Source organism: Nonomuraea sp. NPDC003214 (genome assembly GCF_053590035.1).
This window is the reverse complement of sequence record NZ_JBSFSX010000019.1, coordinates 18,710-32,854: the sequence shown is the minus strand read 5'-3', so window position 1 is coordinate 32,854 and position 14,145 is coordinate 18,710. Positions and strand designations below refer to the sequence as shown.

The 14,145-nt window shown below is 73.4% G+C and carries 13 protein-coding genes and 1 pseudogene; 5 read left to right on the top strand and 9 right to left on the bottom strand.

The window, feature by feature from the left end; genetic code table 11:
- Positions 1-21: 21 nt before the first annotated feature.
- From ACWDXC_RS39475 to ACWDXC_RS39465, 3 genes are all read right to left on the bottom strand, one after another.
- Positions 22-507 (bottom strand): carboxymuconolactone decarboxylase family protein, encoded by a 486-nt coding sequence (locus tag ACWDXC_RS39475; RefSeq protein WP_449991142.1) that lies wholly within the window; start codon positions 505-507, stop codon positions 22-24.
- A 74-nt stretch (positions 508-581) separates the two neighbouring features.
- Positions 582-1,403: an alpha/beta fold hydrolase gene (locus tag ACWDXC_RS39470; RefSeq protein WP_449991139.1), complete on the bottom strand. Its 822-nt coding sequence runs from the start codon at positions 1,401-1,403 to the stop codon at positions 582-584.
- Positions 1,378-1,866, bottom strand: a complete 489-nt coding sequence (locus ACWDXC_RS39465) for a hypothetical protein (RefSeq protein ID WP_219518195.1) — start codon at positions 1,864-1,866, stop codon at positions 1,378-1,380. The genes ACWDXC_RS39470 and ACWDXC_RS39465 overlap by 26 nt, the downstream gene beginning before the upstream one ends.
- Positions 1,867-1,949: 83 nt before the next feature.
- Here ACWDXC_RS39465 and ACWDXC_RS39460 point away from each other — a divergent pair.
- Positions 1,950-2,201, top strand: a pseudogene (locus tag ACWDXC_RS39460) (sigma factor); the annotation flags it as partial.
- A gap of 100 nt (positions 2,202-2,301) precedes the next feature.
- Positions 2,302-2,457, top strand: a complete 156-nt coding sequence (locus ACWDXC_RS39455) for a hypothetical protein (protein ID WP_449991296.1) — start codon at positions 2,302-2,304, stop codon at positions 2,455-2,457.
- Between the two features lie 13 nt (positions 2,458-2,470).
- Here ACWDXC_RS39455 and ACWDXC_RS39450 read toward each other — a convergent pair whose 3' ends face one another.
- Positions 2,471-2,869 (bottom strand): hypothetical protein, encoded by a 399-nt coding sequence (locus tag ACWDXC_RS39450; protein ID WP_449991294.1) that lies wholly within the window; start codon positions 2,867-2,869, stop codon positions 2,471-2,473.
- Between the two features lie 241 nt (positions 2,870-3,110).
- Here ACWDXC_RS39450 and helR point away from each other — a divergent pair, with 241 nt between their 5' ends.
- Both helR and ACWDXC_RS39440 read left to right on the top strand, forming a co-directional pair.
- The gene (helR, locus tag ACWDXC_RS39445) at positions 3,111-5,252 is read left to right on the top strand and encodes an RNA polymerase recycling motor ATPase HelR (protein ID WP_449991137.1); all 2,142 of its coding nucleotides are present in this window, start codon (positions 3,111-3,113) and stop codon (positions 5,250-5,252) included.
- Between the two features lie 89 nt (positions 5,253-5,341).
- Positions 5,342-6,241 (top strand): alpha/beta hydrolase, encoded by a 900-nt coding sequence (locus ACWDXC_RS39440; protein WP_449991135.1) that lies wholly within the window; start codon positions 5,342-5,344, stop codon positions 6,239-6,241.
- Between the two features lie 6 nt (positions 6,242-6,247).
- Here the strand turns inward: ACWDXC_RS39440 and ACWDXC_RS39435 are convergent, their stop codons facing one another.
- The 3 genes from ACWDXC_RS39435 to ACWDXC_RS39425 form a co-directional block, all read right to left on the bottom strand.
- A complete protein-coding gene (locus ACWDXC_RS39435; RefSeq protein ID WP_449991132.1) occupies positions 6,248-7,363 on the bottom strand; it encodes a hypothetical protein in 1,116 nt (371 codons plus the stop codon).
- Positions 7,360-7,845 (bottom strand): SigE family RNA polymerase sigma factor, encoded by a 486-nt coding sequence (locus tag ACWDXC_RS39430; protein ID WP_449991129.1) that lies wholly within the window; start codon positions 7,843-7,845, stop codon positions 7,360-7,362. Before ACWDXC_RS39430 ends, ACWDXC_RS39435 begins: the two co-directional genes overlap by 4 nt.
- A 75-nt stretch (positions 7,846-7,920) precedes the next feature.
- Entirely contained in the window at positions 7,921-9,120 is a 1,200-nt protein-coding gene (locus tag ACWDXC_RS39425) for a cytochrome P450 (protein WP_449991126.1), read from the bottom strand.
- A gap of 141 nt (positions 9,121-9,261) precedes the next feature.
- Here ACWDXC_RS39425 and ACWDXC_RS39420 point away from each other — a divergent pair, with 141 nt between their 5' ends.
- Entirely contained in the window at positions 9,262-12,402 is a 3,141-nt protein-coding gene (locus tag ACWDXC_RS39420; protein ID WP_449991123.1) for a BTAD domain-containing putative transcriptional regulator, read from the top strand.
- Here ACWDXC_RS39420 and ACWDXC_RS39415 read toward each other — a convergent pair.
- Entirely contained in the window at positions 12,386-13,147 is a 762-nt protein-coding gene (locus ACWDXC_RS39415) for an ABC transporter permease (RefSeq protein WP_219509225.1), read from the bottom strand. The genes ACWDXC_RS39420 and ACWDXC_RS39415 overlap by 17 nt on opposite strands.
- A complete protein-coding gene (locus ACWDXC_RS39410; RefSeq protein WP_449991119.1) occupies positions 13,144-14,085 on the bottom strand; it encodes an ATP-binding cassette domain-containing protein in 942 nt (313 codons plus the stop codon). The genes ACWDXC_RS39415 and ACWDXC_RS39410 overlap by 4 nt, the downstream gene beginning before the upstream one ends.
- Between the last annotated feature and the right edge of the window lie 60 nt (positions 14,086-14,145).

Here is a 14,145-nt window from a genome sequence, read left to right as displayed (position 1 = left end):
CCGCCGCGCCGGTGGCGCGTTTCAGCCGGTGTAGTTCTTGCCCAGCGGCCTGCCGGGGATCGGCCTGGCGATGAGCGCGACGGGGATGAAGAAGCAGATTTGGCCGATCGCCAGGGTCAACGTCCACAGCGCCTTGTCGTCGTAGTGCGCCGCCGCCCTGGCGTACAGCTCGTCGGGCACCCGCTCCCCCGACGGGCTCGGCGTGAGCACGGCCTCCACCAGCTCCAAGGCGACCCGTTCCGCGTCGGTGAAACAGGGGGCGTCACGCCACGTCGCCACGGCGGTGATGCGCTCCTCGCTCTCCCCCGCCTTGCGGAGCTGGCCGCTCTGCCGGACCGCGTGGTAGGTGCTGCCGACGAGCTGCCCGGCACGCAGCTGCATCAGGTGGACGGTCGCGTCGGGGACGGCGCCGTTCCGCACGGCCTTGGTCATGCCTCCGGCGATCGGCCCCACCTCGGGAAAGAAGCGGGAGGGATCGGGCAGCCGGGACTGGAGGGCGTCGGTCATCAGGAGTCTTCCTCTCGGTGGCGGGCTTTCCGGCTCCGACGAGACAGCCGCCGCCGATGTGAGCCCGAACCGCGTCAGGCGAGGAAGCCGCCGATCAGCGCGGCCACGGCGGCGGGCTGTTCGGCGAGCATGTCGTGGCTCCCCTCCAGCTCCCTGACCTGGAGGTGGGGCGGCAGGCCGGCGAGGTCGCGGCGCACGCCCCGCCGGAACGCCGCCATCAGCTCGCCGCCCGGCACCCCCGGCGGGTCCTGGGTCGGGATCACGACCAGGGCGTCGCAGGTGACCTGGCGCAGCAGCGGGATCGTGTCGCAGAACTCCGGCGAATGACGCACCGCCGCGAGCAGCTCGGCGCCGGGCCTGGCGTAGACCTCGCCGTCGCGTTCGACGCGCGCCCTGGCCGGAAACAGCGGCCCGAGCCCGTCGGGCAGCGGCCCGGCCAGGGTCGCCGCCTGCGCGTCGAAGGCGGCCTTGAGCGCCGCCAGCTCCCGGTCCCGCGTCGCGGCGTCCAGGCCCGGGTAGTTGCCCGGGGCGCTCTCGGCGGATCGCAGCCCGTCGAGGTTGACGATGGCCGGGCACTCGGGGTGACGCCTGGCCCACAGCACGGCGAGCATGCCACCCAGCGAGTGGCCGACGACCGCCGGGTTGCCCAGGTCCAGGTGTTTCACCACCGCTTCGAGGTCGTCGAGCACCCGGTCCCACTCCCACGGGCCGTCGCCGGACAGGCCGTGGCCGCGCAGGTCGAGCGCCACGGCGCGGCGGCCGGGCAGGGCGACGGCGTCCCACGCCTCCAGCGTGCCGCCGAGGCCGTGCAGGAGGAGCACGGGGTCGCCGGGGCCGCCGTGGTCGCGTACGGCCAGGGGGATGTCGTGGTCAGTGATCGTGACGTCGTACGCCATGTCGCTCCAGAGATCGGTTCAGCCGGGCGCGGATGGAGCGCGTGGTCACGCCGCCGTCGGGGTGCCGGTCGAGCTTGCCGCGTTTGACGAGGTCGTGCACGCCCTGCCGGGTGATGCCGAGCATCGCCCCCGCCGTGGCGTACGGCACCGCCTCCTTGCCGGGGTGGCCCGCCCGCCTGGCCACGGCCCGGCCGAACGCCGTGCCCCACCAGGCGTCGGCGGGGTCGAACGGGCCGTCACCGGGGAAGACGGCCGCGACCAGCCGCGCCGCCGCCCGGACCGCGAGGGCGTCGTCGGGGCCGAGCAACTGGGCGGCCCACACCTCCGCCTCGATCCGCAGCCGCGCCCGTACGGGCTCCACCTGCTCGCCGGAGCCGAACAGGATCTCCAGCGGGTCGACGATCCGCCTTTCGACCAGCTCGACCAGCTCACGCACCAACGCCACGTGCTCACGCGTACTCACTTGACACACGATAGCAAGTACTTGCGCTCAAACCTCAAGTAGCGACGGAGGCAGCAAACCGGGGCGCCGGGCGTCTCTGGAGTATGGAAGTCGAGCTGCTCTCCAGCGGAGAGCCGACGGCGCGGGAACGCGTGGACCTCGCGGAGATCTTCGCCGCCCATCATGTGGGGCTGGTCCGGCTGGCCCTGCTCATGGTGGGCGACCAGGCGAGCGCCGAGGACGTCGTCCAGGACGCCTACACGCGCATCCACGCGGGCCGGGTCACGCTGCACGACCCCGGCCGCGCCCTGGCGTACGTACGGTCGACGGTGCTCAACGGGTGCCGGTCGACGCTGCGCCGCCGGGCCGTCAGACTGCGGCGCCCACTGCCGTACCAGCCGCCCGTCTGGTCGGCCGAGAGCGCCGCGCTGGTGGGCCGCCCTCACCGCCGGCGACGTGCCCGAGTCGTTCCGCCTGAAGCTGCGGGAGGGCGCGTCCTGGCGCACGATGGCCGACACGGTGCGGGACCTGCGCGGCGTCGCCACCGTGGTCAACCAGCAGTGCGTCCGGGAGCAACGCGGCTCCACCCTCACCCACTGCGCCACAAGCTGACGCCCGCCTCAGGTCAGCGGTCGAACCAGTGGGCCGCCGGGGGCCTGAGCAGCGCGACGACGATCGCCAGGGGCAGAATGGTGCCCGGGTGGATCGGGGTCAGCCAGCTGAATTCTCCGTCGATGGCGGTCAGGATGAGATTGCTGGCGAGCAAGACCGTTTCGAACGCGATGCCGCCCCAGCGCACCCATTTCCGCCGGGACGACCAGCGAGAGATCAGCACGCCCATGAGAACCACGGTCGCGAAGGATACGAGCAGCAGCGCCGCCACCCTCGGCTCGCTGAACATCACCGTGATCACCGGCGAGATGAGCACAAGGCCGAACAGGCTGAAGGCCATTTGCACGATCAGGATGACCCTGGCAGCCCGTACGAGGCCGGGCATCTGCTCGGTTTTCACGATCGCCGTCACACGATCATTCTGCCCAAGTATTCATGCATATGCACGACATATCGGGACAACAAAAACAGCTGAAAAGCGAGAAAGGGAGAGGGGATGGCCACGCCTCTCCACTCTCAACGTATAGCGGAGCGGGGGGCTTGCCGCAAGGCCCCGGTCATGCCGCACAATGGCACGCCGAAGCCACAGCCGGCCTGGGGAAACGGCGGACGACGCGCGTCCGCGAGCCAGGCCCAGATCGGAGCGTTTGCCTGTGACCCCGCTGACCACCAGCGTGTTCGACCTTCCCGCCCGCCTCGCCGCCAAGGCCGACCCGAAGCTGATCGCCGGGGACGAGCGGCACTTCGCGGCCATCGCGGAGAGCCTGGACCGGTCGATCGCCGACCTGTCCGCCCGGCTCGACGCCGCGCGCAGGGCGCCGGGCGGCAAGGGGCGGCAGGCGCTCGACCGGGACCTGGAGGTGCACCGGCTGGCGGCCAGGCTGCGGGCGCTGCGCCGGTTCGGGCTGGACCTGTGCCTGGGGCACATGGTGAGCGAGGACGATCCGGAGCCGGTGTACATCGGGCGGCTCGGCCTGACGGACAGCGAGGGCCGCCGGCTGCTGCTGGACTGGCGTTCGGCGGCGGCGGAGCCGTTCTTCGGGGCGACGCACGGCAACCCGATGGGGTTGGCGAGCCGCCGCCGCTACCGGTGGACCCGGGGCCGGATCAGCGATTACTGGGACGAGGTGTTCACCGCCGACGGGTTCGACGGGCATGCCGCGCTCGACGACCAGTCGGCCTTCATCGCCAGCCTGGGGAGCAACCGGTCGCCCCGGATGCGGGACGTGCTGGGCACCATCCAGGCCGACCAGGACGCGATCATCCGCGCCGGTTCGAGCGGCGCCCTGGTGGTCGACGGCGGTCCGGGCACGGGCAAGACGGTGGTGGCGCTGCACCGCTCGGCCTATCTGCTCTATTCGGACCCGCGTCTCGGTCACCGCCGGGGCGGCGTGCTGTTCGTCGGCCCGCACCAGCCGTACCTGGCGTACGTCGCGGACGTGCTGCCCAGTCTCGGGGAGGAGGGCGTGCAGACGTGCACGCTGCGCGACCTGGTCGCGGAGGGGGCCGAGGCCGGGGTGGAGGCGGACCCGGAGGTGGCCCGGCTGAAGGCGTCGGCGGAGCTGGTGCGGGCGATCGAGCCGGCCGTCAGGTTCTACGAGAACCCGCCCACGACGGGCATGACGATCACGACGCCCTGGGCGGACGTGTGGGTGAGCGCGGAGGACTGGGCGGACGCGTTCGACGCGCCGGAACCGGGCACCCCGCACAACGAGGCGCGTGACCGCATCTGGGAGGAGCTGGTCACGATCGTCCAGGACAAGCACGAGCAGGAGGTCTCGCCGGATCTGCTCCGCAGGTCGCTGTTGCGCAACCGGGAGCTGCTGACGACGTTCAACCGCGCCTGGCCGGTGATCGAGGCGGCCGACCTGGTCGGCGACCTGTGGACGGTGCCCGCTTACCTGCGCAGGTGCGCGCCTTCGCTCAGCGTCGAGGAGATCAGGAAGCTGCAGCGCGCGGAGCCGCAGGCGTGGACGGTGTCGGACCTGCCGCTGCTGGACGCGGCGCGGCAGCGGCTGGGCGACCCGGAGGCGTCCCGGCACAGGCGCCGCCGGGAGGCGGCCGTCGCCGCCGAGCGCGCCCGCGTGTCCACGGTCGTCGACGCCCTGGTCGAGGCCGACGACGACGGGGAGGGCGCGGTGACGATGCTGCACGGCCAGGATCTCAAGGACGCGCTGGTCGACGAGAACGCGGTGCCGTCGGTCGAGCCGGACCGGCTCGCGGGCCCGTTCGCGCACGTGGTCGTGGACGAGGCCCAGGAGCTGACCGACGCCGAATGGCAGATGCTGCTGCTCCGCTGCCCGTCCAGGAGCTTCACCATCGTCGGCGACCGCGCCCAGGCCAGGCACGGGTTCACGGAGTCGTGGCAGGAGCGGCTCGAACGGATCGGGCTCGACCGGATCACCTTGGCCTCCCTGAGCATCAACTACCGGACGCCGGAGGAGATCATGACGGAGGCGGAGCCGGTCATCCGGGCCGCGCTCCCGGACGCCAACGTGCCGACGTCGATCCGCAGCAACGGCCTGCCCGTGGTCCACGGGCAGGTGTCGGAGCTGGAGGCGATCCTCGACGGCTGGCTGGCCGAGCATGCCGAGGGCACGGCGTGCGTGATCGGCGATCCGGCCTTCCGGGGTACGCCGCGCGTCCGGTCGCTCACTCCGGAGCTGTCGAAGGGGCTGGAGTTCGACCTGGTCGTGCTGGTCCGGCCGGAGGAGTTCGGCGAGGGCGTCGAGGGCGCGGTGGACCGCTACGTGGCGATGACCCGGGCGACGCGGCAGCTCGTGGTCCTGACCTGAGGCGGCCCGCCGAACGGTGCGCCCCGGGGGTGCGAATCCCGACGGTTGGCGGATGATCGGGCCCCAGGTCGACGCCGAGGATTGTCGGCATGGATCCCGAACTCGAACCATTCGTCCCCTTGCTGCCCGCGGCCGAGTACGCCGACCCCGTCAGCGAGCGCAAGGCCCTCGCCGAGCTGGTCGCCTCGCTGCCGGAGCCCGACGTCTCGGCCCTGGAGATCACCGACCGCATGGTTTCGGCGGACCCGGACGTTCCCGTACGGATCTACCGGCCGCAGGAGGCGCAGGGCGGCGTGATCGTCTGGATGCACGGCGGCGGGTGCATCGTCGGCGACCTCGACACCGAGCACCGGTGGGCGGCCAAGCTGGCCGCCGAGTCCGGCGCCGTGGTGGTCTCGGTCGGCTACCGGCTCGCCCCGGAACACCCGTTCCCCGCCCCGTTCGACGACGCCTACGCCGCGCTGGTCTGGGTCGCCGCGAACGCCGCCGAGCTGGGCGTCGACCCGGACCGGATCGCGGTCGGCGGCATGAGCGCGGGCGGCGGCCTCGCGGCCGGCGTGGCGCTGCGGGCCCGCGACGAGCAGGGGCCGCCGATCCGCTTCCAGCTCCTCACCCAGCCCAGCCTCGACGACCGGCAGCGGACCTGGTCGGCGCGGAACTTCACCGGCACCCCGAGGGCGAACGCCGCCAGCCTGACGGCCGCCTGGCGGCTCTACCTCGGCGGCGCGCCCGCCACCCCGTACGCCGCCCCGGCGCGGGCCGACGACCTGTCCGGCCTGCCGCCCGCCTACGTGGCCACCGCCGAGTTCGACCCGGTGCGCGACGAGGGCATCGACTACGCGCTGCGGCTCATGCAGGCCGGTGTCCAGGTCGAGCTGCACCAGTGGCCGGGGACGTTCCACGGCTCGTACGCGATCATGTCGGCCGGGGTGTCGCAGCGGCAGAACGGCGAACTGTTCGCGGCGCTGCGCCGCGCCCTGGCCGGCTGACGGCGCTCACCCGCTGCGCAGCGAGTAGGCGGTCACGTCCGGGCGCAGGTCGGCGACACGTGACAGCGCGCCGGTGGCGAGGTCCCAGCCGAGCAGCCGGTCACCGCTCTCGACGAGCACGGTGCCGTGGCGGGCCCAGCCGCGCACCGGGCAGCCGCCCTTGCCGCACCGGGCGCCGGGCAGGAGCAGCGTCCTGACCACCCGCCCGGTGGCGGCGTCGGCCACGACGACCGCGTCGGCCCGCCCCGGACGCTCGCCGGGGGCGCGTCCGGGCACGGCGACCAGCCCGTCGCGCTGCCACCCGTGACGGCCCGGGACGGCCGTGGCCGGTCCGCCGTCGACGGCCAGCTCCACCTGTGTCGCGCCCTCCCTCAGGAACGTCCGGCCGCCGATCGGCACGATCCGCAGGTCGCGGTAGCCCGCCACCCCGCCGAAGCCCCGGTTCGGCTGCCGCGTCACCTCCCCGGTGGCCAGGTCGAGCAGGTAGTCCGCCTTCTCCTGCTCGACGAGCAGCCGCTCGCCGCGCCACAGCACCACCGCGTTGCGCCCCGGCACCGGGTAGCGCCTGGTCTGGCCGATGACGAGGTCGACGACCACGACCTCGTCCTTCTGCGGGAAGGCGGCCATCGTCCCGTCGGGCGCGAGCGAGTTGGGCCGCAGCGGCGTCCCGCCGTCGCCCGCCCGGCCCAGCTTCACGTCGAGGGGGAAGCGCCCGCCGGACTTCAGCACGTGGACGCGCCCGTCGCCGAACTCGGCCAGCGCCAGGACGGGCCCGGGGACCGTGCGCACGACGGGGATGGCGGCCCAGCGTTCCGGCAGCGCGGTCGCCGCGGCGGGCAGCGCCGCCTCGTCGCCGGCCGGCGGGGCGGTGTCGAGCACGGGACCGGGCGAGGCGGCAGGCGTCGGCCGGCCCGTGACGCCGCGCTCGGCCTGCTCCGGGCCGGTCACCACGTTCGCCGCGACGACGAGCCCGGTGACGGCCGTCGCCGCCGCGAGCACCGTCCACCGGCGGCGGGCCCGGCTCCGCGTGCCCTGCCGCCACAGCTCCCCCGCCCTGGACGAGCCCTCGGGCAGGGTCTCGGCGAGCTCGCCGAAGAGCTCCCGCAGCCTCTGGTCCGTCATACCAGCACCTCTTCCAGCTCGGGGGCGACCTCGCGCAGCCGTTTCAGCGCCGCGTGCGTCTGGCTCTTGACCGTCCCGGGCGAGACGCGGAGGATCGCGGCCACCTCCATGACGGGCAGGTCCTCGTAGAAGCGCAGCACCAGCACCGCGCGCTGCTTCACCGGCAGCCTGGCCAGCGCGCGGGCGAAGAGCACCTTCAGGTCCGTCGCCGCCGCGCTGTCGCCGTCGGCCCGGTCGGGCTGCTCCCCGTACGCGAACTCCCGCTGCCGCCGCCACTTGGACGCGACGTCCCGGTACAGGGTGGTGCGCACGTAGCCGACCGGGTCGGTGTGCACCTTCGGCCACCGGCGGGCCAGCTTGATCAGGGCGTCCTGGAGCACGTCCTCGGCCAGGTGCGGATCACCGCTGATGAGGACGGCGGCCCGCAGCAGCCGCCGGTACCACGCGGCGACGAAGGCCTCGAACGCCTCGGAGTCCGTCATACAGACAAGACGCCCGGGAGGGGGTGAAAGGTTGGGTCGTCAGCGAAGGCCAGGTGCGGACGCGGGCGGATCCGGTCAGGCGTCCCAGGTGACGGGCAGGCTCTTGACCCCGTAGATGTCGGCGGCCTCCGGGCGCAGGGGGACCTCGCCGGCGGGCACGGCCAGGCGCAGCGTGGGGAAGCGCTGGAGCAGCGCGGGCAGGGCGACGCGCAGCTCGACGCGGGCGAGCTGCTGGCCGAGGCACTGGTGGATGCCGTGGCTGAAGGCCAGGTGGCCGCCGTCCTGGCGGCGCAGGTCGAGCTTGTGCGGGTCCGGGAAGCGCTCGGGGTCGCGGTTGGCGGTGTTGATGGACACGATGACCGTCGAGCCTGCCTTGATCGTGTGGCCGCCGAGCTCGACGTCCTCCAGAGCGACCCGCATGAACGTCTTGGCGACGCTCAGGTAGCGCAGCAGCTCCTCCACGGCCCCCTCGACGAGGGTGGGGTCGGCGCGCAGCGCGGCGAGCTGATCCGGGTTCTCCAGTAGCGCGAAGGCGCCGAGCGCGATCATGTTGGCGGTGGTGTCGAACCCGGCCGACAGCAGTATCAGGGCCATGCCCTTCAGCTCCTCGTCCGTGAGGTCGCTGTCGGTCAGGTCGCTGAGCAGGTCGTCGGTGGGGTTGGCGCGCTTGGCCGCGACCAGCTCGGCGAGGTAGTTCTGGACGCCCAGGTAGGCCGCGATCAGCTCCTCGTCGCCCACCTCGCCGCCGAGGAACTTGTCGATCTGCTCCTGGAAGAAGCCCCGGTCCTCGTACGGGACGCCCAGCAGCTCGCAGATCACGATGGCGGGGATGGGCTTGGCGAACGCCGTCACCAGGTCCGCCGCCGGCCCGGCCTGCTCCATCGCGTCCAGGTGCGCGGCGGTGACCTGCTCGACGCGCTCGGTCAGCAGCCGCATCCGCCGCACGGTGAACCGGCCCACCAGCGGCTTGCGGTAGCGGCTGTGCCTCGGCTCGTCCATCAGCAGGAACTCGCCGGGCGGCGCGGGCGGCACCTCGATGTCGCCGTAGTCGATCGTCGGGTGGTGCTTCATGAACTCCTTGCGTGAGCTGAACCGCGCGTCGGCCAGGACGGACCGGACCAGGTCGAAGCCGGTCACCAGCCAGCCCTGGTGCCCGTCGGGGAACGGGTAGCGGCTGATCGGGCTCTGCTCGCGCGCCTCGATGAGCTCCTTGGGCGGGTCGAAGGGGCAGCCGGCCTGACGGGCCGCGGGCATCGTGGTGACGGTGTGTTCCATGCTCTTTCCTCCCTGGCGACAGGACTTCACCTTCGCCGGTCGCGCTGACATCGGGCCGTCGCCGCCCTGACACGACCGCTGACGGCGCCCGTACGCGCTCGCCGTCGCGGCTGGTCTTCGCGATTCGGCACAATTGCTGATGTGCGAGTCGGATTGCTCGGGCCCTTCGAGGTCCGTAACCGTGACGGGGCCGTGGTCGAGGTTCCCGGGGTTCGGCTGCGCGCACTGCTGGCCGCGCTGGCCCTCGAAGCCGGCCGGATCGTCACCCGGTCGAGGCTGGTCGACTGGATCTGGGGCGAGCAGCCGCCCGCCGACGAGGTGAACGCCTTGCAGGCGCTGGTGTCCAGGCTGCGCCGGGTGCTGCCCGACGGGGTGATCGAGGCGGAGTCCGGCGGCTACCGGCTGGCCGTCGACCCGGACGCGGTGGACGTGTGCCGGTTCGAGCGGCTGGTCGCCCAGGCGCGTGGCGCCGAGCCCGCGGCGCGGGCCGAGCTGCTGCGCTCGGCCCTGGAGCTGTGGCGCGGCCAGGCCCTGGCCGACATCGCGCTGCGTGACAGCGAGGCGTTCGACGCCGTGGTCACGCGGCTGGACGAGCTGCACGTGGCCGCGCTCGGCGACCGCGTCGACGCGGACCTCCGGCTGGGGCGGGGTTCGGAGCTGGTCTCCGAGCTGACCGACCTGGTGGCCACGTACCCGCTGCGCGAGGGGTTCGTGGCGGGCCTGATGCGGGCGCTCGCCGAGGCGGGGCGCGCGACCGAGGCGCTGGCCGTCTACCAGCGGACGCGCGAGCGGCTGGCCGACGAGCTGGGCGCCGACCCGTCGGCCGAGCTGTCCGCGCTGCACACCGCGCTGCTCCGCGGCGAGCTGGGCGAGCGGGCGGAGAACCGCAGGACCAACCTGCGCGCCGGGCTGTCGAGCTTCGTCGGCAAGGACGCCGACGTGTCGGCGGTCGCCGGCCTGTCCGTCAGGCACCGGCTGGTCACGCTGACGGGGCCGGGCGGCTCCGGCAAGACGCGGCTGGCCACGGAGACCGCGCGGACGATGCTCGCCGAGCTGCCGGACGGCGCGTGGCTGGTGGAGCTGGCCTCGGTGCAGGCGGGTGGCGAGCTGGCGCAGGCCGCGCTCACCGCGGTCGGCCTGCGCGACCAGGCGGTGGTCGGTGACGCGCGGGGCGGCGAGCCGATGGACCGGCTCATCACGGCGCTGCGCGAGCGCACGGTCCTGCTGGTCCTGGACAACTGCGAGCACGTGATCGAGGCGGCGGCGGCGTTCGCCGAGCGGCTGCTGGGCGAGTGCCGCAGGCTGCGCATCCTGGCCACGAGCCGGGAGCCGCTCGGCATCACCGGCGAGGTGCTGTGGCAGGTCGAGCCGCTCGCGCTGCCCGCCGAAGGGGCGGACGCCGCCGGGATCGAGTCCTCGCCCGCGGTGCGGCTGCTGCGCGACCGCGCCGACCTGGTGCGCAAGGACATCGGCTCCGACGCGGACACGCTGGCGGCCCTGGCGCGGATCTGCCGGGCGCTCGACGGGATCCCGCTGGCGATCGAGCTGGCCGCCGCGCGGCTGCGCACCATGTCCGTCGACCAGCTCGCCCGCCGGCTCGACGACCGCTTCCGCCTGCTGACCGGCGGCAGCCGGACGGCGCTGGCCAGGCACAAGACGCTCCGCGCGGTCGTCGACTGGAGCTGGGACCTGCTGACGGAGGCCGAACGCGCCGTGCTGCGCCGGTTCTCGGTGTTCGCGGGCGGGGCGACCCTGGAGGCGGCCGAGCAGGTCTGCGGTGACGGGGAGACGGCCGGGGAGCAGGTCTTCGACGTGCTGACCGCGTTGATCGAGAAGTCGCTGCTGCTCTCCGACGGCGACGGCACCCGCTACCGGATGCTCAACACCATCAGGGAGTACGCGGCCGACCGGCTCGACGAGGCCGGGGAGAGCGAACGGGCGCGGCGGGCGCATCTGGCCTACTTCACCGAGCTGGGCCGGAGCGCCGACCCGCATCTGCGCACGGCCGCGCAGCTCGAATGGCTGGCCACGCTGGAAGCCGAGCACGACAACATCGGCGCGGCCGCGCGCGGGGCGATCGCCGAGGGCTGGGCCGAGGAGGCGATGCGGCTGGTCGGGGCGGTGGGCTGGTTCTGGTTCCTGGCCGGGCACCGGGCCGAGGGCACCGAGCTGGCCGTGGCGGCGGCCTCGCTGCCCGGCGAGGTGGCCGACGAGACGCGGGCGGTCGCGTACACGATCGTGACCGTGTTCCTGACGTCCGGGGTCGGCGGCGACCAGTATCAGGCGCGGGAGTGGATCCAGGAGGCGCACCGGATCACCGAGCGCCACGGCCTGCGCCACTCCATCCTGGGGTTCGTCCGGCTGTGGGAGCGGATGCTGCGGGACCCGACGGGGTTCCTGCCTGCGCTGGAGCCGCTGATCAGCGACGAGGACGCCTGGGTGCGGGCGCAGGCGCGGCTCGCGCGCGGCCGGCTGCGGCTGACGCTCAGCGGCGACGAGACCGGCGTCGACGACGACGCCGAGATCGCGCTCGCCGAGTTCCGTTCGCTGGGCGAGCGGATGGGGATCTCGCTGTCGCTGACCCTGCTGGCCGACCGGCTCGCCATGCGCGGCGAGCTGGCCCGCGCGTGCGAGCACTACGAGGAGGCGAGCACCGCGCTGACCGAGCTGGGCGTGAACGAGGAGGTCACCAGCCTGCGCTCGCGGCTGGCCCACCTCTACTGGCTGCTCGGCGACGAGCGGGCCAGCGCGTCCGCCATGGCCGAGGCAGAGCGCTACACGGGCGAGATCGCCTGGCCGGAGACGTCCGCCGAGCTGGAGCTGGCCAAGGCGCAGCTCGCCCACTGGCGCGGCGAGGCGGACGAGGCGCGCCGGCACCTGGCCACCGTGCGGGCGATGCCGGGCGTCCACGAGCTGAGCGTCATGGTGCACGCCAAGGTCAGCGACCTGTACGGCTATCTGACCGAGGACCTGGAGCAGGCCCGCGCGCACCGGGCGGAGGCGTTCCGCCTGGCGGCCGAGACCTCCTATCCGCCGCTGATCGCCCTGGTGCTGGTCGGGGTCGCGGACCAGGCGTTGCGCCAGGGCGGGGACGAGCAGGCCGTACGGCTGCTCGCGGCGAGCGACGCCGTGCGCGGCACGCCGGACCTGTCGCAGCCCGACGCCGCCAGGATCGCCGCGGACGCACGAGGACGCCTCGGCGAGACCGGGTTCGCCGAGGCGTCGGGCGCCGGCCGGGAGGCCGACTGGCGCGAGCTGGCGGGCGTCATCCTCGCTTCGTGAAGGACGCCCGCGCCCACACGTAGCCGACCAGCATGGTGCCCGCGCACCAGGCGATAGCCGTGACGGCAGAGCTCGCCGACGGCGCGCCGGTCAGGAAGCCGCGCAGGGCCTCGATGATCGAGGTGAACGGCTGATACTCGGCGAACTGCCGCGCCCCCGCGCCCATCTTCTCGGCGGGCACGAACGCGCTGCTCAGGAAGGGCAGGAGCATGAGCGGGACGCCGATCAGGCCCGCGCTGGCCGGTGACTTCGCCGCGAGGCCGAACGCGATGGTCAGCCAGCCGATGGCCAGCACCGTCAGCACGACGATGCCGATCGCGCCGAGCCAGTGGAGGAAGCTCGCCGAGGGCCGGAACCCCATGAGGAACGAGACCCCGACGATGAGCGCGATGGCCACCAGGCTGCGCAGCATGGTCCCGATCACGTGCGCGTTGAGCACGGCGGCCCGTGACACGTGCATGACGCGGAGCCGGTTGATGAACCCGGTCGTCATGTCGGAGTTGACGGCGATCGCGGTGGGGCTGATGCCGTAGCAGATGGTCGTCATGATCAGCCCGGGGGTCGCGTAGTCCGCGTAGTCGACGCCGACGCTGAACGCCCCGCCGAGGATGTGGACCATCAGGAACATCAGCACGATCGGCATGATCACGGCGTTGAACAGCGCCAGCGGGTTCCGCAGCGTGTGCCGGAAGTTGCGCCGCAGCATGGTCGCCGAGTCCGTCAGGGTGGCCGAGAAGCCGGTCATGCCTTGATCTCCTTGTCGGTGTGGCCGGTGAGGGCCAGGAAGACGTCGTCCAGGTCGGGGGTGTGCACCGAGAGCTCCTCGGCCTCGACGGCGTGGGAGTCGAGGCGGTCGAGGAGGGCGCGCAGCGACCGGACGCCGCCGTCGCCGGGCACCCGCAGGGTCAGCTCCTCCTCGTCCGTGGCGGATCCGGCCAGGACGCGGGCCGCGGTGTCGAGCGCGCGCCGGTCGGCGAACCGCAGCCGGACGTGGCCGCCCGGGACCCGGCGCTTGAGCTGGGCGGCGGTGCCTTCGGCGACCAGCCGGCCCCGGTCGAGCACGGCGATGCGGTCGGCGAGCTGGTCGGCCTCCTCCAGGTACTGCGTGGTGAGGAAGATGGTGGTGCCGTCGGCGACCAGCTCGCGGATGATCTCCCACATGGTGCGGCGGCTGCGCGGGTCGAGTCCGGTCGTGGGCTCGTCCAGGAAGATGATCTGCGGCCCGCCGACCAGCGTCATCGCCAGGTCCAGCTTGCGGCGCATGCCGCCGGAGTAGGACGACGCCGGCTTTCCCGCCGCCTCCGCCAGGTCGAACCGGCCGAGCAGCCGCCGGGTGATCCGCCTGCCCTCCGCCTTGGGCAGGTGCAGGAGGTCCGCCATCATCAGCAGGTTCTCCTGGCCGGTGAGCAGGTCGTCCACCGAGGCGAACTGCCCGGTCACACCGATCGCCGCCCGCACCGCCCGGGTCTGCGTGGTGACGTCGTGCCCGGCGACGAGCACCTGGCCGGCGTCGGGGCGCAGCAGGGTGGTGAGCACGTTCACCGTCGTGGTCTTGCCCGCGCCGTTGGGCCCGAGCAGCGCGAAGATCGTGCCGGCCTGGACGCGCAGGTCGACGCCGTCCAGGACGATCTTGTCCTTGTAGGCCTTCCGCAGCCCCGTGGCCGCGATCGCTGTGCCGTTCATGGGGATGACGATGGCCGGCCGGCCTGACACCCGGCCGCCGCCGGGCTGACGCGCGTCCCG

Coding starts and splice junctions, on each gene's coding strand:
- ACWDXC_RS39475 (WP_449991142.1), bottom strand. CDS start 507: ATGACCGACGCCCTCCAGTCCCGGCTGCCCGATCCCTCCCGCTTCTTT.
- ACWDXC_RS39470 (WP_449991139.1), bottom strand. CDS start 1,403: ATGGCGTACGACGTCACGATCACTGACCACGACATCCCCCTGGCCGTA.
- ACWDXC_RS39440 (WP_449991135.1), top strand. CDS start 5,342: ATGGATCCCGAACTCGAACCATTCGTCCCCTTGCTGCCCGCGGCCGAG.
- ACWDXC_RS39435 (WP_449991132.1), bottom strand. CDS start 7,363: ATGACGGACCAGAGGCTGCGGGAGCTCTTCGGCGAGCTCGCCGAGACC.
- ACWDXC_RS39430 (WP_449991129.1), bottom strand. CDS start 7,845: ATGACGGACTCCGAGGCGTTCGAGGCCTTCGTCGCCGCGTGGTACCGG.
- ACWDXC_RS39425 (WP_449991126.1), bottom strand. CDS start 9,120: ATGGAACACACCGTCACCACGATGCCCGCGGCCCGTCAGGCCGGCTGC.
- ACWDXC_RS39415 (WP_219509225.1), bottom strand. CDS start 13,147: ATGACCGGCTTCTCGGCCACCCTGACGGACTCGGCGACCATGCTGCGG.
- ACWDXC_RS39410 (WP_449991119.1), bottom strand. CDS start 14,085: ATGAACGGCACAGCGATCGCGGCCACGGGGCTGCGGAAGGCCTACAAG.